17 protein-coding genes and 1 other annotated feature are annotated in these 17,724 nt (G+C 36.1%); of the genes, 2 read left to right on the top strand and 15 right to left on the bottom strand.

From position 1 onward, the window contains the following. Nucleotides 1-76 precede the first annotated feature (76 nt). From SLH52_RS02755 to nadB, 5 genes are all read right to left on the bottom strand, one after another. On the bottom strand, nucleotides 77-799 hold the full coding sequence (locus SLH52_RS02755) for a YhcN/YlaJ family sporulation lipoprotein (protein WP_320207768.1): 723 nt from the start codon (nucleotides 797-799) through the stop codon (nucleotides 77-79). Between the two features lie 1,022 nt (nucleotides 800-1,821). Next, a complete protein-coding gene (safA, locus tag SLH52_RS02750) occupies nucleotides 1,822-3,039 on the bottom strand; it encodes a SafA/ExsA family spore coat assembly protein (protein WP_320207767.1) in 1,218 nt (405 codons plus the stop codon). Between the two features lie 333 nt (nucleotides 3,040-3,372). Then, nucleotides 3,373-4,482 (bottom strand): quinolinate synthase NadA, encoded by a 1,110-nt coding sequence (gene nadA, locus SLH52_RS02745; RefSeq protein WP_320207766.1) that lies wholly within the window; start codon nucleotides 4,480-4,482, stop codon nucleotides 3,373-3,375. A 20-nt stretch (nucleotides 4,483-4,502) separates the two neighbouring features. Continuing rightward, complete coding sequence (gene nadC / locus SLH52_RS02740; protein WP_320207765.1) at nucleotides 4,503-5,333, bottom strand: carboxylating nicotinate-nucleotide diphosphorylase; 831 nt, start codon at nucleotides 5,331-5,333, stop codon at nucleotides 4,503-4,505. A gap of 4 nt (nucleotides 5,334-5,337) precedes the next feature. After that, nucleotides 5,338-6,903, bottom strand: coding sequence for an L-aspartate oxidase (gene nadB, locus SLH52_RS02735; protein ID WP_320207764.1), 1,566 nt, complete (start codon nucleotides 6,901-6,903; stop codon nucleotides 5,338-5,340). Nucleotides 6,904-7,004: 101 nt separating this feature from the next. Between nadB and SLH52_RS02730 the strand changes: the two genes are divergently transcribed. Both SLH52_RS02730 and SLH52_RS02725 read left to right on the top strand, forming a co-directional pair. Further along, complete coding sequence (locus SLH52_RS02730) at nucleotides 7,005-8,156, top strand: IscS subfamily cysteine desulfurase (RefSeq protein ID WP_320208048.1); 1,152 nt, start codon at nucleotides 7,005-7,007, stop codon at nucleotides 8,154-8,156. A gap of 1 nt (nucleotide 8,157) precedes the next feature. After that, nucleotides 8,158-8,688, top strand: a complete 531-nt coding sequence (locus SLH52_RS02725) for a transcription repressor NadR (protein ID WP_320207763.1) — start codon at nucleotides 8,158-8,160, stop codon at nucleotides 8,686-8,688. A 386-nt stretch (nucleotides 8,689-9,074) separates the two neighbouring features. Here SLH52_RS02725 and pheA read toward each other — a convergent pair whose 3' ends face one another. The 10 genes from pheA to SLH52_RS02675 all read right to left on the bottom strand — a co-directional run bounded on the left by pheA (nucleotide 9,075) and on the right by SLH52_RS02675 (nucleotide 17,247). Beyond that, on the bottom strand, nucleotides 9,075-9,923 hold the full coding sequence (gene pheA / locus SLH52_RS02720) for a prephenate dehydratase (RefSeq protein WP_320208047.1): 849 nt from the start codon (nucleotides 9,921-9,923) through the stop codon (nucleotides 9,075-9,077). Nucleotides 9,924-10,024: 101 nt separating this feature from the next. After that, entirely contained in the window at nucleotides 10,025-10,465 is a 441-nt protein-coding gene (locus tag SLH52_RS02715; RefSeq protein ID WP_320207762.1) for an ACT domain-containing protein, read from the bottom strand. Between the two features lie 96 nt (nucleotides 10,466-10,561). Next, nucleotides 10,562-11,857, bottom strand: coding sequence for a GTPase ObgE (gene obgE / locus SLH52_RS02710; RefSeq protein ID WP_320207761.1), 1,296 nt, complete (start codon nucleotides 11,855-11,857; stop codon nucleotides 10,562-10,564). 282 nt (nucleotides 11,858-12,139) lie between these two features. Continuing rightward, nucleotides 12,140-12,676, bottom strand: a complete 537-nt coding sequence (locus SLH52_RS02705) for a sporulation initiation phosphotransferase B (protein ID WP_320207760.1) — start codon at nucleotides 12,674-12,676, stop codon at nucleotides 12,140-12,142. 86 nt (nucleotides 12,677-12,762) lie between these two features. Continuing rightward, nucleotides 12,763-13,053, bottom strand: coding sequence for a 50S ribosomal protein L27 (rpmA, locus tag SLH52_RS02700; protein WP_214481457.1), 291 nt, complete (start codon nucleotides 13,051-13,053; stop codon nucleotides 12,763-12,765). 29 nt (nucleotides 13,054-13,082) lie between these two features. Continuing rightward, entirely contained in the window at nucleotides 13,083-13,409 is a 327-nt protein-coding gene (locus SLH52_RS02695; protein WP_320207759.1) for a ribosomal-processing cysteine protease Prp, read from the bottom strand. A gap of 12 nt (nucleotides 13,410-13,421) precedes the next feature. Then, nucleotides 13,422-13,730, bottom strand: coding sequence for a 50S ribosomal protein L21 (gene rplU, locus SLH52_RS02690; RefSeq protein WP_320207758.1), 309 nt, complete (start codon nucleotides 13,728-13,730; stop codon nucleotides 13,422-13,424). 13 nt (nucleotides 13,731-13,743) lie between these two features. After that, nucleotides 13,744-13,830 (bottom strand) — a sequence feature (ribosomal protein L21 leader region). A gap of 48 nt (nucleotides 13,831-13,878) precedes the next feature. Continuing rightward, nucleotides 13,879-15,396: an Rne/Rng family ribonuclease gene (locus tag SLH52_RS02685; protein ID WP_320207757.1), complete on the bottom strand. Its 1,518-nt coding sequence runs from the start codon at nucleotides 15,394-15,396 to the stop codon at nucleotides 13,879-13,881. Nucleotides 15,397-15,611: 215 nt separating this feature from the next. Then, a complete protein-coding gene (locus SLH52_RS02680; RefSeq protein ID WP_320207756.1) occupies nucleotides 15,612-16,478 on the bottom strand; it encodes a M50 family metallopeptidase in 867 nt (288 codons plus the stop codon). Then, nucleotides 16,471-17,247 carry a M23 family metallopeptidase gene (locus SLH52_RS02675; protein ID WP_320207755.1) on the bottom strand — a complete coding sequence of 259 codons (777 nt, stop codon included), beginning with the start codon at nucleotides 17,245-17,247 and terminating at the stop codon, nucleotides 16,471-16,473. Before SLH52_RS02675 ends, SLH52_RS02680 begins: the two co-directional genes overlap by 8 nt. Nucleotides 17,248-17,724 lie beyond the last annotated feature (477 nt).

The raw sequence follows: 17,724 nt of genomic DNA, 5'->3' as shown, positions 1-17,724 counted from the left end.
TCCAAAACAAAAGGGTCAGAAACCCAATACATATATATAGTATATGAATCGTGAGTTCAGACCCTCTTGTACTTTTTTATCTCGTACGTGTATTTAATGAACCTTCAAACAAATCGTTAATTGATTTATTAATTGTTTCTCGAGGTCCACCGTTTCGGATATCATTATCTATTTGACGAATTAATGATAGTGTTCCCGTATCTGTTACAACCTTCACTTTTTTTCCATTAGCGAGTGTACCGATGGATTGTTGGACATCATTAATAACTTCTCGTTGATTTCCTGTAGTATCACAGGCAACAATAATATCATTTCCACGAACTAACGTACGTGCTGCCCTTACATTCGGCACAGTTTCTGCTTTCCGTGAAATATCTTCAGCAAGTCTGCCTTCATAATTGGTGTAATATGATGACCTTGCTGGTGTAGTCAAGTTATTTAAGTGCCCATGGTAATTATACCCTGATTGATCTGCAAGTGGCTCGCGGTTAACTGTTGCTGGAAAACGCATTGGAGCATTGTTATAATTTGTACTTTTTTTATAAGCAATATTCCTTTTGTTATTTGTAACGTTTCTATCCATAAATTCTGTTATCGCACCATCATTATCATTCATCATAAAAGCATTACCAGTATTTTGGTTATACCGATTATTGTTTATATTCTCATTTGAATAATATCCGATTGGCCTTGTACGTTCGTTGTATTCAAGTGCTCCTTCTTTAGCAGTTGTATTACAAGCTGCTAGCACTCCAACAAGTAATAGCGATCCTGATATCGAAAATACAGATTTCCGCAACGTTTATCCCCCCATACCATTCTTTGCGTCATCATGTGTGAACATCACCTACAAGATTGATGCTCATCATTATGTTGGCATTTAGGCATTAAGGTTATACTAAAACTCCGACGGTAACTGCTTACAGTTTTGGAGAGGCTGCTGCAAGCTCTCGTTTTTAGTGTGAGCGATTATGTGAAAAATAACAATTTGACGAGCTTTTTCAAGAATTGCTTCGTCTTTAAAATATTAATCGGTCATCTCATATGTTGTCCCCATCTCACAGCGAGGGTTATATGCATCACCTAATGTAGCAGCTTCTTCATCCCTTGTGCTTCCATTAATTTATTTCTATTTAGGAAAAAAGCTACTGATGAACTTCAGTCAAATCTACGACATAATGATCAAATCAACCCCACAATTTTTTACAATTAATCACAACTTCTAAAGCATCTACTTGCTCTTGAGGGTTGTTCTTACATGGCATGAATAAGACCTATGAATTATTTGAAAAAGCCTTTTTTATAGACGAGCAACGATAGCTGAATGCATACCTCCGCTAATTCCTTTTATAACTTGTTCCTGTATCCAACTACAGGTTCTGAAATTTTCTCCTTCATTATTGATCTTCACTTCAATTTCTTGTTAAATATATGACCAAAATGATCTTACGATGGACAAATGAACTTTCATAACAGCTCTTTCTGTGAAGTACTCGTAACAACTTTGCATATACATTGTCATAGTCTCAATAAATTTATAACATATATTTGGTCTACGGTAAGCAACAATCAAACGTAAGCGGACTAAAAAAGAAGGCTTTATGCCCTCTCATTGATAAGTGTATAATTAGTTTTTCATCACCATTTATCCGCATAAAATTACTTCTTCATTACAAGACAAAAAGCATTGCTTTTGCTGCTTTTCTCAAATGTTCAAGACGTTTGAATTAGATCATAAGCCAAAGCCAACAACAAGGTTACAATAATCATCTTGTTGTTGGCTTATAATTGACACCGATGAAAGTAAGTATGCCATTTGCTTTAATTGTCTTCATTATCGAAATGTGGCATTGGATAAATAGGTTGGTACGGTGGAGCTGATGGATAATAATACTGATATGGTGCCACCCTATGGTGTGATTGATGATTATTATATGCCTGTTGTTGCATCATTGGGTTAACACCGTAATGTTGTTGATTAGCGTATGATGGCATTACCCCTCCTTGTTCTGGAATCGTAGGTGCATTTTCATAAGACATTACACTTTCATTATTCTCTATTTCTTCATCTGGGCTTAGCGCTTCTGGAGATACTCCCTCAGGTGCAGGTTGCATTGGGTAAGGTTCATAACCAAATCCATACCCTGGCTGAATAGGTGTAATTGGGACACAATATGGTGCAGGTTGCATCATATAAGGTGCTTGTGGTGCCATTGCTGGTGATACCCCCATTGGAGGTTTTTGCTCAACACTAGGCATTACAGTTGTTTGGTTTTGCTTCATTGCCATTTCTTCTTCCATAGGCATAACATTAGCTTTCATTGTTTCTTCTTCCATTTCTGGCATTATCATCGGGCTTACTGCTTGTGGATAAAAGTTAGGAGGTGGAGTTGGCTGATATCCGTATGCTGGAGCGACATATTGTGGTGTTGGTGGGTAATATTGTGGCATTTGTGGCATCTTTGGCATTTCTAATTTCTCCTCCATCATCACATCTTCAGCTTCTACCTCTTCCGGTTTCATCATACCGGGTAAAACATTACTAGGTTTTTCCGGATACTCAGGTGCAGCTGCAGGTTGTTGATTTACAATTGGCATATTCACTGTATAATAGTTATTCACATCTATTTCAGGATAGTAGGGTGTATGCTTTTTCGCCATAGGAGGAACATATGGTACTTTGTTTTCTTCAGCCATTAATGCTTTGTTCTGAGTTTTTTCTACCGGTTTAACTTCTTTCTTTTTCTCTTCTGCCATGACAGGCAATGGTTTTTGTGGCTGATTAATTATTGGCTCTTCCACTTCAGCTTCGACATTCGATACTACGTTTACTTTTGCTTCTTTTTTCACATTATTGTTAATAGCCGCTTCTTTTTTTACATGAACATTCCCAGTAGGTACTTTAATTTTCATCCCAGGCAAAATCATATCCGGGTTACTTAATTGCGTATTCATATTTTTTAATTCTGTAAAATCAACCCCATATTTTTGAGCAATTTTCCATAATGTATCACCTTTTTGGACAATGTGGATTTTCACTATTAGGCTCCCTCCTCACAAATCAGTCTTTACAGTGTATGTGAACTTAGGCATTTTGCCACTATTCTTCACCAAAACATATGCTGTATTAACTTAAATTATGTATAACAACTATAAAAAACTCCTGATAACATACCAGGAGTGTTCTTGTTAATTCATACTTAATAACGGCTGTTTGCGCATTGAATATGTTTCTTCGTTCAAGGGAATAATTCTAAGTCCAACGATAAAGTACTTGACATATTTTCCTATTAACAAACGATATTGATAACAATATCTATACTAAATATTTCTTGAGCTGCAACATAGTTTATAAAGAGTTAGTAACTTAAATTATGCTCTTGCAAGCATTCTTTCTAACGCTTTCAATGAATCTTCTGCAACTTGTTCTGAGACAATAATTTGATTATGAACTTTTCCTTTTTCAAGCTCTTCTAATGCCCAAAGTAGATGCGGTAAATCGATACGATTCATAGTTAAACACGGACACATTGCGGGATTTAACGATACAATTTCTTTATCAGGATGATCGTTAATTATGCGATTAACTAAGTTCATTTCTGTGCCGATTGCCCACTTACTTCCAGCTTCCGCTTTAGAAATTGTTTCTATAATATATTTAGTTGATCCTGCATCATCTGATAATTCAACGACTTCACGACTACATTCAGGATGAACAATAATATTCATATCAGGTTTAGTGGCGCGTATTTCTTTAATATTCTCAACAGTGAAATTTTCATGGACAGAACAATGCCCTTTCCATAAAATTACCTTTACTTCTTCCAAGTCCCCTTCATATTCGAAGCTATCAGAGATAGGATTCCAAACAGCCATTTGTTCCAAAGGAATCCCTAAATCGTAGGCAGTATTTCTTCCTAAATGCTGGTCAGGCAAAAATAAAATCCTTTCTTTTTGTGTGAATGCCCATTCAAGCATTTTTTTGGCATTTGAAGATGTGACCGTAGCACCACCGTTTCTTCCAACAAATGCCTTAATTTCAGCTGTTGAATTGACATATGTTAAAGGTAAAATTGTATCCCCAAATTCGGCTTTCATCTTGTTAAAACCGCGCTCAGTTTGTTCAAGGTTTGCCATATCAGCCATTGAGCATCCTGCGCGCATATCTGGCAAGATTACTTTTTGATTGTCGTCGGTCAATATATCTGCTGTTTCAGCCATAAAGTGCACTCCACAAAACACAATATATTCTGCTTCTTTATTTGCAGCTGAAACTTGTGCTAGTTGAAGAGAATCACCTGTCGTGTCTGCGAATTGAATTACTTCATCTTTCTGATAATGGTGACCTGGAATATACAATTTATTACCGAACTTCTCCTTTATCTCCGACACACGTCTAACCATTTCTTCAGTTGATAATTCTCGATATCGCTCAGGCAATCCTTGATGTTTTTCACTTTGAATTAAATCTAGTACGTTCATTTTCAGTTCTCCCCTTCCTTCTATTTAACTCTCATGCTAATATCTAAAGCCTTGACAGAATGTGTAAGCATTCCTAAGGATATATAATCTACACCAGTATCTCTGTATAACGGTAAGCTTTCAAGATTGATTCCTCCTGATGCTTCTGTAATTATACTTGTAGGCACTAAAGAAACATATTTTGTAATTGCTTCGGGCGTACAATTATCAAACATTATAACATCAGCCTTTGCTTGCACTGCTTCAAGTACCTGTTCTTCTGTCTCCGTTTCTACCTCAATTTTCACCATGTGACCTACTTGCTGTCTAACGGCTGCTACAGCCTTTGTAATTGATCCACAAAAAGCTATATGATTATCTTTAATCATTACACCATCATAAAGACCTATGCGATGATTATATCCACCTCCACAAGAAACAGCGTATTTTTCAAACATACGTAATCCTGGTGTCGTTTTTCTTGTATCGCATATCCTCGTATGATCACTATTTAATCGCTTAACTACTTCATTAGTGAGTGTTGCAATGCCGCTCATCCGTTGTATTAAGTTTAATATCACACGCTCACCGATGAGAATATTTTGTATCGAGCCTTCAATAGTCGCAATAACATCACCAGCAGCTACTATCTCACCATCGGCCTTATGTGTCTCTACAGTAATATTAGAATCAAGTATTAGATAGCCTTCTTTAATAATGTCCTCTCCGCAAAAAAGCCCATCACCTTTAGCTATCATTTTTGCTATACCTTGTTGATGAGTAGGAAAAATTGTTTCAGATGTTACATCTCTCTCTCCAACGTCTTCTAAAAAAAATTGTTCAATGTCTTTCCGTAACTTAATTTTGTTCATACTGTCATCTCCTGTTACTAACTGCATAAGTAGAAGCTTCATATTTATGTCTAATTATTTCTTCCCCTAACCATCCTAGATCATCTTCACTAGGATAATCAGTACGATAATGTCCTCCTCGACTTTCTGTTCTTAACAGAGCTGAAGATGAAATAAGCCAACCTACCGTCACCATATTAATGATAGTAACTTGTTCATTAGTCAATTGAGATACATCAACATATTTCTTATCATTCGTTAGATATTGTTCAAACCATGTTTTTGCATCAAACAAGCTGTTTCCATCTCGAACAATACCTACATTCTGCATCATCACAGCTTGTATTTGTTGTTTAGAAGGAAGATTTGTTGAATAATGTCCAATTTGGTCTCGTTTTTTTAAATGGTTGAGATTTTTTAAACTTAAGTTGGATTGTAAAATATAGTCTGATAAGAGCTGTGAAAATACAATTCCTTCTAACAATGAATTACTTGCTAATCGATTAGCACCATGTACTCCTGTACATGCTGTTTCACCTACAGCATATAAGCCTTTAATAGACGTTTTACCTTGATGGTCTGTCCTTATGCCCCCCATAAGAAAATGAGCTCCTGGTACGACTGGAATAAATTTATTGTTAATGTCTATCTGCTGTTCTTGACAGAGTTTGGTTATTGTTGGAAACCTTTTATCAAAATCATCAATGGTGGATATATCTAAAAATATTTCTTCACCTTTATTCATTTCCGAGTAGATGACTCGTGAAACAACATCGCGAGGTGCAAGATCGCCTAACTCATGTACACCTTCCATTATTCTTCTACCTTCTTTTGTGACCAATGTTGCCCCTTCACCACGTACAGCTTCAGATACTAGATCCCCAGCAATCCCATTCGCATATAACATCGTTGGATGAAACTGAATAAATTCTAAATCAACGAGCTGTGCACCTGCACGATATGCCATCGCTAAGCCGTCACCAGTAACCGAATCATTATTCGAAGTTCTACTGTACATTCCACCGCAACCACCTGTTGCTAGCACCGTGTGTACAGCATAATATTTCGTTGTTTGTCCATTGCTATTCCTAGTCATAACTCCAGTGCATACGTCATTGGTCACGAGTAAATCTATAGCCATCTCATCCTCAATGATGGTAACTTTATCTTTAATCCTATTGTGTAAATAGGTCATCAGTCGTCTTCCTGTAGCATCTCCCCCAGCGTGAAGGATCCGTGATGCTCGATGAGCCCCTTCTTTACCAAGTTGCAGATGATTACTAGCGCTTCTATCAAACTGCATACCATTGTCAATCAATTGTTGTATATATAAAGGTCCTTGTTGTACAAGAAGCTTAACAGAATGCTCATTATTATGATTACGTCCCGCTATAACTGTATCATAATAATGTGCCATCCAATGATCATTTTCATCAACTACACAAGCAACCCCGCCTTGTGCTAAAGATGAATTATTATCATATTTTGTGGACTTTGTGATAACAATCACATTTTTATGCTTACATAAACGTTCTGCAGCAACTAATGCCGATATGCCACTTCCAATAATAATTACATCTACTTTAGGCATATTTCCGCCCCCTAGATTACAACTGTCTTGACACCTATATTGACATATATTTAAACTAAAGACAAGAGATATTTACTTTTTTTCATAACGAGGTGCAAATGATGATTTATCTAGACTATGCTGCTACAACACCTATATGTAGTGAAGCAATGCAGGTTTATGAGCATACATCTACAAATATTTTTGGAAATGCTAGTAGTTTACACGATTATGGAAGTAGGTCAAATGAAGTATTAGAGGCTTGTAGAGCTGAATTAGGAAAATTGTTTAATGGAAAGAAGAAGGGTATTTTTTTTACTAGTGGAGGTACTGAGAGTAACTTTCTTGCCATCAAATCACTTATTGAAGCTCATCGTCATAAAGGCAATCATCTTATTACTACTGAAGTTGAGCATTCATCTGTATTAAACGTATTCCGACAATTGGAGTTAGAAGGGTTTAGCGTAACATATTTATCAGTTAATCAACACGGGCAAATAGATTTAGAACAATTGAAAAGTGAAATAACACCAAATACAATTTTGGCCTCTATTCAACATGCTAATTCAGAAATTGGAACGATTCAACCTTTAGCAAAAATAGGGGCACTACTAAAAGAACATCATGTTCTTTTTCATAGTGACTGCATTCAAACATTTGGAAAGATTCCAATTGATGTACAGAAATTTAACCTTGATAGTATATCTATCTCAAGTCACAAAATATATGGACCAAAAGGTGTTGGGGCAGTATATATTCACCCTGGAGTAGAATGGAGAGCGCAATATCCTCATTCAACTCACGAAAATGGCTTTAGGCCTGGCACAATAAACGTACCAGGAATTGCTTCATTTGTTGCTGCTGCTCAAATATCCTGTCGTAATATGGATAATGATATCGATCATTTTTCTATATTAAGACAAAGCTTGATTTCTGAGTTACATGCACTTAACAGAACTGTCGAAGTTATTGGTCATCCTCATGATCAGCTACAGCATATCGTTGCTATAATTATTCAAGGTATTGAGGGTCAATATACTATGCTTGAATGCAACCGTTTCGGCATCGCTATATCTACTGGCAGTGCATGTAAAGTAGGTATGCAAGAGCCTTCAAAAACTATGCTTGCCATAGGAAAATCTAAAGAGGAAGCCAAACAATACGTACGTTTATCTTTCGGTAAATACACAACAATTTCTGATATTAATAAATTCATCTCGGTTTTAGACAAACTTGATCAACAGTTTCAAAAAACAGTTAATAAGGAGGTATAGAATGAGTACCGAACAGAAAATATTTGGTGAAACGAGAAGGAATCTTATATTAAAGTGGCTAAAAGAAAGTCAGGGGCCAGTTACTGGAGGAGAACTCTCAAGGCGGACAAAAGTAAGTAGGCAAGTCATTGTACAAGATATTTCTTTATTAAAAGCGCGACATGAACCAATTTTGGCAACTAGTCAAGGATATTTATATGTACAGCAACAACAAAAACAACTATATTCCCGAATTGTTGTTTGTCGTCACACCCCTGAACAAACAGAAAGAGAACTTACTTTACTAGTTGATCTTGGTGTAACAGTAAAAGATGTGACAATTGAACACCCTGTGTATGGTGATTTAACTGCATCTGTCATGGTTAGTAATCGTAATGAGGTCAAACAATTTCTCAAAAAATTAACTACGACGAATGCTCCATTACTCTCTGAACTAACTGATGGTATTCATATGCATACATTAGAGGCTAATGAAATAACTAAACTTGACGCAGCATGTGAAGCGTTAAAAGAAGCTGAATTCTTAGCCTAGTAACAAAGAAAAGCGGAAGTGCCTCGGTCATCCCCGACAAGCACTGGAAGCAAAAAAATGTAAAGGTGCCTTTTGCCTTTACTTTTTTGCTGAAGTGACCTCGAGGGGATAGGCGCTATAGCTAGACAGTTTGAAAAGCGGAAGGTGCTTGCTCATCGGCGACAAGCATAAGACGATCGAACTAGAAGGTTGTTTTTTAACCTTTTTGTTGGATTGACTTATGACCTCGAGCCGATATCACCTATAGCTAGACAGCTTGAAAAGCGGAAGTGCCTCAGTCATCACCGACAAGCACTGGAAGCAAAAAAAATGTAAAGGCATTGTCTGCCTTTACATTTTTTAGTGAAGTGACCGAGCGGCTAGCGTATGAAGCTAGACTTGCTATTTTAAATATGAAAGTATGGATAGCTTCCTAATATGTTTACAGAGCAACCTAGAGCTTCCAGCTCAGCAATTGCACCTGGTATTAGCACATCATCCATTTCTTTTTCTATATCAATAAGAAAAAAATAATTTCCTAGACCGGTCTTCATTGGTCTAGATTCTATTTTTGATAAGTTCAATTTCCTCCATGCAAAAGCTGAAAGGACTTGGTGTAGTGCACCAGATTGATCATCTAATGGCAGAGAGATCATTAAGGTGGTTTTATAGCCTGAAACTTTTTTACTTGTATGAAGTTGTTTATTCCCTTTATGCAACACGACAAACCTTGTGTGATTATTTTGGTAATCATGAATGTTTTCACGGACGATCGATAATCCATATTCCAATGCAGCTAATTCATTAGCAATCGCAGCTACCTTTTCACTTTTGTTCTCCCTAACATACTTTGCAGCTGCACTAGTAGAAGTAGTGTAGTCATGGGTAACACCTTTTAAATGCTTATGCAAGAATTTATGGCACTGTGCAATAGCGTGAGAATGTGAAAATACTCGTTCAACAGCTTGCCATTCTTGTTGATGATCTGGATGTACCATTAAATGCTGCTTTATGGGAGCTACTATTTCACCTACTATCGGAACAGTTTGTTCATGAATTAGATAATCAACGGTTAAATTGACAGATCCCTCTAATGCATTTTCTAGAGGTACTACACTTAATTCTACGTCACCATGACTTACAGCGTCGATACACTCTGGTATCGTGTGAAACGGTATTCTTTCTACAGGTGAAAAAAGCTTAGAAACTGCTAGGTCTGTAAATGACGCTTTTGGTCCTAAATAGCCAATTGACAGTACCACAAGTATCCCCTCTCCTATTATATATATAAATTTATATTAAGTAGTCATTAATTGTGTTGTGCATATGAAATACGTGTCTATAAGCCCAACTGATTTTATGCTCCTGAACTCAATACTTCAACATTCAAAACAAACTCTAAACGGTTTAGCTTCGAAAGTAGTGTATTAATTTCTTCAGTCATTCCAGCTGTATCGAGGGATAAAGTAACATTCGCCTTTCCATGAACAGGTATTGTTTGGTGGATCGTTAATATGTTACATTTTGCTGCCGAAACAAGCTTCAGTAATTGAGATAACGTACCAGAGCGATCCTCTAGATGAAAGAACAGAGTTATAATTTTCTCCTTTACAATTGTATTAAAAGGGAAAACAGCATCACGATATTTGTAAAACACACTTCGACTAACATCAACCTTTTGAACAGCATCTGCAACAGATTTTGCCTTTTTTCGTTCAATTAGTTCTTTTGCCTCGAGTACTTTTTTCATTGACTCTGGCAGTGCATCTTCTCGAACTAAATAAAACTTATCTCCCACTTTGCCCCAAGCCCCCCTCAATTTATATTTTTCTTAAATCCTCTAAGGTTCCAAAGCGGTTAGATTTATAAATTGACATATTATTTTTATTTGGATTTAATCTATAAATTCAAACTCGAATTCAAGTATCTTAACAAGGTCTCCATCCTTTGCTCCCTGTTGGCGTAATGCATCATCAATACCCATACCTCGTAGCTGACGGGAAAAGCGTCGTACAGATTCATCTCTAGAGAAATCTGTCATTTTAAATAATTTTTCTACATGATTTCCATATACTACAAACGAACCATCACTTTCACGCGATATTTGGAAGTTAGGTGTTTCTTTAATATGTTTATACAGAACGCTTTGACTTTCTTCTTGATCGTCATTTTCATCATATAAAAGAAACTCTGATGTTTTTTCAACCAGATCAGCAATTTCAAATAATAGGTCACGCAAACCTTGTCTTGTTACTGCCGATACAGGAAAGATTTTCACATCATCACTGTTTAGCTTTTCTTTAAACTGCTGTAAATTTTCTTCTGCATCAGGCATATCCATTTTATTTGCAACGATGATTTGTGGTCGTTCTGTTAAACGTAGGTTATATTCACGTAATTCTTCATTAATTATCTGATAATCATCATATGGATCTCTGCCTTCCATTCCAGACATATCTATAACATGAACAATTACTTTTGTTCTTTCAATGTGCCGTAAAAATTGATGGCCTAGTCCAACACCTTGATGAGCTCCCTCAATAAGCCCAGGTAAATCTGCCATCACAAAACTACGACTATCTTCGGTTTCTACAACACCTAAATTTGGAACAATCGTTGTGAAATGGTATTCAGCTATTTTTGGCTTCGCTGCAGAAACTGTTGAAAGCAATGTTGACTTACCAACGCTTGGAAAACCTACTAATCCTACATCAGCTAGTACTTTCAACTCCATCGTAACATAGCGTTCTTGACCTGGTTCACCATTTTCAGCAATTTCTGGTGCAGGATTGGCAGGTGTTGCAAAACGTATATTCCCTCTTCCACCACGTCCACCTTTCGCAATGGCAGCGCTTTGCTCATGGATTGTTAAATCAGCTAATACCTCTTTCGTATCATCGTCTAGTACAACAGTTCCTGGAGGCACTTTAACAACTAGCGGTTCAGCGTTTTTACCATGCATACTCTTAGACATGCCATGTTCTCCACGGGACGCTTTAAAATGTCTTTTATAGCGGAAATCCATCAAAGTTCTTAGACCTTCATCTACCTGAAATATTACGTCAGCACCTTTGCCTCCATCACCACCGGCAGGACCGCCTTTTGGTACATATTTTTCACGTCGAAAGGCGACCATTCCATTTCCACCATCGCCACCTTTAACATATATTTTGACTTGATCGACAAACATTTTTCTTCCTCCGATCTTAGTAATTAAGAAACGCGCAAGGCGCTGGCCTATTAGCAACATATATAACCGTTCAGTCGAAAGGTTGTACTTTATCTTCTGAGCAAGTTCCCTTATGACCTCGGGCCGAAGCACCTTGATCTAGCATTTAGAAAAGCCGATGCGCCTTATCATCCTCAACATCCACTGAAGCTATTGAAGACGTTTTTTGCCTTCAAGATAGTATGACGAGTGACGAGAGGAGATTGACGCTAAAGCTATATATTCAGCAAATCTTAGGTCACGTTAAAGTAAAGATACTTCTAGTGACATTTCAGTGGTATGTATATCGTAATCAGTAATAGATATTTGTTCTTTGCTATTGTTATTTTTTACCCACAAAGTTATTTTATCTGTCTCTGATATTATGCCACGAAAGTCAAAAAAGAAACGGACATCATTGTTACGTATATCGATTGAAATATTTAAATGGTGATTTCCATTTGGGTGAACCGAATTTTCTAAAAGCTCTATCAAACTTTTTGTCCAATCTATCATACTTTGATCGTATTTAGATAAATCTTGGATTTCCCCAAGCACCTCATATTCAATGAATACTTTATGGCTCTCCCAATTAAAAGTCATTAAATATGCTGCTAAGGAAGGTAATTTTAAGTTCGAAAGCTTGGCCTCATACTCAGCTTCTATCACCATTTCTTCAATAATTTCTTTTACTCTATCAAGGTTATTTAGTTCTAAGTTTCCTTTTATTAATTGTAGGTTATTTAACCAATCGTGACGCGAGTGCCGCAATAACTCAACGATATCCCACTGTTTTTTCATATTTCCACTCCTAATGACACAAAATAGTGGTTAATATATTAAAATGAAGAAAACTCTAACCATAATGGTTAGAGTTTGTTTAAATGTTACGCTTCTTGAGCAACAGGGTACACACTAACTTGTTTGCGGTCACGACCTAACCGTTCAAAACGTACCACGCCGTCAACTTTTGCGTATAATGTATCATCCCCGCCACGGCCAACGTTGACACCTGGATAAATTTTTGTACCGCGTTGACGATATAAAATGGATCCACCTGTAACTGTTTGACCATCAGCACGTTTAGCACCTAAACGTTTCGAGATTGAATCACGTCCGTTTTTTGTACTACCTACACCTTTTTTAGATGCAAAAAATTGAAGGTCTAATCTTAACATGATATTCACCTCCTATTTGATTTTTATTATTATTGTTTAGTAATTTTGATGTAATCCCCATACTCTTGTTCAATCGATTTCAAAGAAACGAGCATTCCTTCAAGCAACAGCTGAATTTTATCAGCTACAACTTTGTTAATGTTAGATGGTACTTCACAGTACAAGTAACCATCTTGTTGTTGAATGATTGGCTCGGTATTTGTTAATGCATAAATAGCATTAATAGTACCAATTGAAACAGCTGAGGCACCAGCACAAACAATATCTTGACCATGCGCAGCTTGATACGCATGACCACTCATCGTAAATGATTGTATCGTCCCATCATTTGCACGGTCGATCTTAACGTTTATCATAGTACACCTAGATTATGCGTTGATTTTTTCAATAACAATTTTTGTGTAAGGTTGACGATGACCTTGCTTTTTACGCACGTTTTTCTTAGGTTTATATTTGAAAATAGTAATTTTCTTTTGACGGCCATGTTTTTCAACTTTTGCTGTTACAGTTGCACCAGCTACTGTAGGACTTCCAACTTTAACGTTGTCTCCACCTACGAATAAAACCTTATCAAAAGTAACAGTTTCACCATCAGCCACGTTTAGCTTTTCAACATAAATCTCTTGACCTTCTTCAACTTTAAGTTGTTTTCCACCAGTTTCAATAATTGCGTACATACTTGCACCTCCTTAATAAACTAAGACTCGCCAGTATTCAGGCGTTTCGAAAGCATCGAAAACTTATTTATGTACCTGATCTGAGCGGTTGTAGCACGGTGCTACAAACAAACACAAATAAAATGATAGCATAGAAAAATGTTTACTGTCAATAAGTGTTTTCTACTTTCGACTTATTTACTTTTTCAAGAATATCAGCATATGTACCCATTTGCTTTATTTCATAAAATGCTTCTGTTTTCTTAGATGTTGTTGTTAAAAAGATTGATAACCGTAACATCGTTTCTATCCTTGTAAGATGCTCATCATTAGGACCGCAAAATATCTTTTTAATGCTTTCTGTCGTCTCTATCCATATTGCTTCAAAATCTGTTTGACGATATTCCATCATTTCACGATCAAGTTTATATGCAATTTCTTCATTTGAAACCACCCTACCTATACCATCACATTTCTCACAAGTTGCTGTTAACTGTATAGGTATACTATCTCGTACTTTTTTGCGTGACATTTCTAGAATACCTAAACGTGTATATCCAAAGATGTTAGTTCTTGTCCTATCTTTACGCATTTCTTTCGTAAGTACTTGACTAACTTGTCTTTTATCTTCTTCGTTTTTCATGTCAATAAAATCAATTAAAATAATTCCTCCGATATCACGTAATCGAAGTTGTCTAGCTATCTCTATTGCAGCTAGCTTATTTATGCGTACAATAGTATCACGAATCGCAGATTTTCCTAAATACTTGCCAGAATTCACATCAATTACTGTTAATGCTTCTGTTTGCTCAATAATGATATATCCTCCATTATCTAACCAAACAATTTTTTTTAGCAATTTATCTATTTCATTGTCTAAATGGAAAGATGAGAAAATATTTATTTTATTCGTATACAATGAAACACTTGGCGTAGTTTCTTCTTTAATCCCGCTCAATCTTGTTTTTATTTCCTTATAATAGTTCTGTTCATCTACAATGACTTCTTTAATTGTTGATTGAGGAATTTCTCTAAATATCTTATCAACAAAATGATTACCATGATGTAAAAGATAGGGTGCCTTAGTCATTTGCTGTCTTCGTTGAAGTTGTTGAAAACGTTCCTTTAAATATATTAACTCTTGAATGATGACCTCTTTATCAGCCTCTATACAAGCCGTTCTAAAAATAACTCCTTCATTTTCTTCGCACCAATCTTCACCTAAGCTCTGTAAATAAGTTCGTTTTACATTATCTTCAATTTTTTTCGATACTGCAACATAATTACCAAATGGTAAATATATAACGTAACGACCAGGTATCTCAATGATACCGCTTAACTTCGCACCCTTATTACCGATTTCTTCTTTAATTCCTTGGACGAGTATTATTTCACCTTGATGGACAAAACTCGATATTGATGTTTGTTGTTTTTCTTTTATTGATGAAGGCGACAAATGGTAGCTTAAAAGTTGATCTCGATGTATAAACCCTTTCTTGTCTGCTCCATAATCTACAAAAGCTGCTTGTATACCAGGATGAACATCAGTAACTCGACCTACGTAGATATTTCCTACAACCTCATGATTATTTGGTTGCTCAATATGATATTCAACGAGCTTATTATCTTCAATTATCGCCATTCTTTTTTGTAAGCTCGTTGCGTTAATAATAAGTTTTTTTTCCAATATTCAATGCCTCATTTCGTGAACGATCGATATTTATATATTTTACCGCCACATACAAGATAAGTGCAAGCTCCGACCAACCCTTACGAATAATGAGGGCTTTTTATCTTGGCTGTTTTTGCATTGATTGTTGCTTTTTGTACTAAGAAATAAATAAGTATATTTTAGATGCTAAAAGGTCTAGCTTGACAAAAAAAAAAGCCCATAGATTATAATTAATACTCATACAACAAATCACCAATTGGTTGCGTCACTAGCTTTTCAGAAAAATACGCATGTAATAATTCGTTCTCATCTAGAGAAGCACTTTCCTTCTCTCCACGTTGAACAATAATGGAATGTTTATAACCTCTTTGAAACTTTAGTAAAACATGATGAATTTGTTCTACATCATCAACAACTATAGACTTTAACTGCTGAACGGAATCTTGTTTGCCGTAATACCTCTCTAGCAAAAATCTCATAAACACATAATGACGTTGACGCCATTCAATAATGAGTGAGTAAGCTAAGAAGCTAATGATCATCCAAAAATTTAATTGAAATGGATAGGTAATTAGAAATAATACGACCATTGCTACAATTAGTATGAACGAGCAGTAGAGTGTCCTCTTATGTGCATTGCTAAAAGATTCTTTTAAAGATAGTATTACAAATAATAATTTCCCTCCATCTAGCGGCCAAATAGGAAGTAAATTTAAAGAAAAGATCACTAAATTTTGATTTACAAATAATTGAAAGCTGTCTTCTGACATCAACGAAGTAGTGTATAGGAGGTACCCAACCCCCAAGAGCCATATATGTTGAAGTGGACCTGCTAAAATCACAATTAACTCTTGCTTGATTGGTCGATTCCCATGTTCATCTACCTCAGCTACTCCACCAAAAGGTAACAAAGCAATGCGTTTAATTCGCCATGAAAAAAAATGAGCCGCAAGCACATGACCCATTTCGTGAACAAAAACGATAAGAAAGAGCATGATAAGTTCCCTTACATGTCCGGTTATAATGCCGATCCCTATCAAAAACCAAAGCAATGGGTGAATGTAGACTTTTGATAACAACACAATGATGTTATTCAAATGAGATCACCTGTATCGGATCAATAAATTCGGTACCTTTTTTAATTGCAAAATAATATGTTCCCTTTGTTTGATCACTATCTTCCATCACATCACCAATCACTTCACCTTTTTCAATAAATTTAAACATTTCAGTTGAGATTGACTGCAAATTTCCATACCACGTTTCTGTTTTATTTGCATGTTGAACGATAACTGTTTTCCCAAGCCCTTCCTTCTTACCAGCAAAGGATACCCAACCATCGTCCATCGACTCAACTTGTGTTTTGCTTACTGTTTCAATTACAATACCCTGTCCATCAGTCTCAAAATCTTGTAGTACTTTTCCTGATGCAGGGACAGCATATTCAAACTGTGAAAATTCAGTCTTATCTTCCCCTGCAATATTGCGTTCAGGAAGGAGAGCAATCGGTTTTCCGAATATATTTTCATACCATGCCGAAACAGAAGCAAATTGAAATTCTTGCTGAAATGTTCGGGTAACAAAATCCCTACCTGATTTAAATGTATCTGATTCGTTTTTAAACATAATTGCTACAATTAATACTAGACATATAGAAAATAGTACTTTAAACATAAATTTTTCTTTTTGAAATAGTGGATGAATATCATTAGATTCATGTTGAAATGAAGAGTTCGGCATTGGTATTTTATGATGTTCATCACGAAACAGTTCCTTTGAGGGTTGATCGCGAGGTGGACGTATCCCTCTATCTTTTTTTCTTTTTGCAATACGTTTTCTAATTTCATCAGCACGATGATGTCCCATTTATCTCACACCATTCCCCTTTAAGAGCATGTTCAAAAATAGTGAAGAATTACAAGACCGCGTAGCTACGAGCACCAGAATAAAGCTACTACACTGAGAAAAAATTCTGTTGCTTGTTTTAAGGAATTAACTTTTCTGAAAAAACTCTCGCAAGCATCTTGAGATACGTAATGTCATTTACGCATACAGCAGATGTAATGGAGTCCCACTTAAACCCGCAACGTTCTATGGCACATACGGATTTAAAATATCCTGTTCAAATTAATTCTACAGTCCTTCTTCCCAAACTTTTTGAACGATCTCTTTAATCAATTGTTTGTACTATTTTATGACTTGTCCGGATTGATTAGAACAAAAAATCCATTAGGAGATGGTGAAAAAAGTCGTTGTAACTATATTTATTTATTTGGATCGTGTGTCTTCTATTCAACCTCATTTAAAAATACTACACAGATAGAAGTGGTCGGCTACAATGTT

This window comes from Cytobacillus sp. IB215665 (genome assembly GCF_033963835.1).
GTDB lineage: Bacteria > Bacillota > Bacilli > Bacillales > SM2101 > Nanhaiella.
The sequence above is the reverse complement of the archived record's forward strand: the minus strand, read 5'-3'. Positions and strand labels throughout refer to the sequence as shown.